Origin of the sequence: Vibrio sp. 10N.286.49.C3 (genome assembly GCF_041469545.1) — a bacterium.
GTDB classification, from domain to species: domain Bacteria; phylum Pseudomonadota; class Gammaproteobacteria; order Enterobacterales; family Vibrionaceae; genus Vibrio; species Vibrio tasmaniensis_A.
Window position 1 is genome coordinate 1 of sequence record NZ_JBFRKT010000082.1, and the last position, 1,021, is coordinate 1,021.

Consider the following 1,021-nt stretch of genomic DNA (forward strand, 5'->3'; position numbering starts at 1 on the left):
TCGCCTGTTACGTCAGTTGTACGGAAGTAGAACTGTGGACGGTAACCCTTGAAGAAAGGAGTGTGACGGCCGCCTTCGTCTTTAGAAAGTACGTATACTTCAGACTCAAACTTAGTGTGTGGGTTGATTGAACCTTTAGCAGAAAGTACTTGGCCACGTTCAACGTCATCACGCTTAGTACCACGTAGAAGTGCACCAACGTTCTCACCTGCACGACCTTCGTCAAGCAGTTTACGGAACATTTCAACACCAGTACAAGTAGTAAGAGTAGTCTCTTTAATACCAACGATTTCTACTTCGTCACCTACACGTAGGATACCGCGCTCGATACGACCAGTAACTACAGTACCACGACCTTGGATTGAGAATACATCTTCAATAGGAAGTAGGAACGGTAGATCAACAGCACGCTCTGGAAGTGGAATGTAAGAATCTAGTGCTTCTGCAAGCTCAACGATCTTGTCTTCCCACTGCTTTTCGCCGTTTAGAGCGCCAAGTGCAGAACCTTGAATTACTGGTAGGTCGTCTCCTGGGTACTCGTACTCAGAAAGAAGTTCACGAACTTCCATTTCTACTAGCTCAAGTAGCTCTTCGTCATCAACCATGTCACATTTGTTCATGAATACGATGATGTAAGGGATACCAACTTGACGACCAAGTAGGATGTGCTCACGAGTTTGTGGCATAGGGCCATCTGTAGCAGCAACAACTAGGATACCGCCGTCCATTTGAGCAGCACCAGTGATCATGTTTTTAACATAATCGGCGTGTCCAGGACAGTCTACGTGTGCGTAGTGACGTTCAGGAGTATCGTACTCAACGTGAGAAGTTGCGATTGTGATACCGCGCTCGCGCTCTTCTGGAGCGTTATCGATAGATGCGAAATCTTTAGCAACACCGCCGTACACTTTTGCAAGTGTAGTACAGATAGCAGCAGTTAGAGTTGTTTTACCGTGGTCAACGTGGCCGATAGTACCAACGTTTACGTGCGGTTTCGTACGTTCAAATTTTTCTTTAGACA

At 46.2% G+C, this 1,021-nt stretch carries 1 protein-coding gene; it reads right to left on the reverse strand.

Features of this window, described 5'->3' with window-relative positions; genetic code table 11:
- Positions 1–1,021, reverse strand: a 1,021-nt coding sequence (gene tuf, locus AB4180_RS22160) for an elongation factor Tu (RefSeq protein WP_102248954.1), incomplete at both ends; no start/stop codon positions are given.